1 protein-coding gene is annotated in these 696 nt (G+C 31.8%); it reads right to left on the bottom strand.

The window, feature by feature from the left end; translation table 11 throughout:
• Positions 1-84 precede the first annotated feature (84 nt).
• A partial coding sequence (locus tag CXF54_RS12920) for a hypothetical protein (protein WP_157823459.1) occupies positions 85-696 on the bottom strand: 612 nt, incomplete at its 5' end.

Here is a 696-nt window from a genome sequence, read left to right as displayed (position 1 = left end):
AATCACAGATAGAAAATTCCAGCGGAATTTTCGTAAGTCGGCAGTGACCTAGCAATTAATTATACACGGTGTTGCCAACAGTTTTTATTCAGATTCCTTTTCGTAAAAGTCTTTAAATACTAATTCAGAAGTTTCATCTGCTAAATGAGTGCTGTTTTTTTGCGATGAAATTATTTTAATTCTATTATCGATTAATATAGCTTTAGTAATTCTTTTGACTATTTCCTTTTCAGGCTGTTCGATGAAAGTCACTTCGATTAAATTCGGAAGGTCTTTTTCTTTTTCAGTTAGTGTGTCATCTGCTGATATAAATCCAAATCGTTTTTCTCCGTTTTCCAAATAATATAAAAATCGAATTGAAGCAAGCTTATTTATATTCGGAATATTTTCGAAAGGAATTTTTAAGCTGAAGTCATCTTCCAGCGTCATTTCATATTCCTCAAAGTCCCATTCTTCTGAACCCAAATCATAGACAAAAGCGATATTGATATTCTTATTAGTCAATTTAGAGTTCTTATCCGTTTTAAATTCCAGTTGATAGAATTCGTTTTGATTTTTTGTTGAAAAACTGAATCGAGAATCACTTGCCTTAACCTCATATTGGTCATAAAAAATAATGGTATCGTTTTTTCTTTCCCAAGTTCCGTTATATTCTCTCCAAGTTAAACAGCTTGAAGGAACTGGATAGCTCCAAAA

The sequence above is a fragment of the Olleya sp. 1-3 genome, assembly GCF_002836085.1.
In the GTDB taxonomy this organism is placed as follows: Bacteria; Bacteroidota; Bacteroidia; order Flavobacteriales; family Flavobacteriaceae; genus Olleya; species Olleya namhaensis.
The sequence above is the reverse complement of the archived record's forward strand: the minus strand, read 5'-3'. Positions and strand labels throughout refer to the sequence as shown.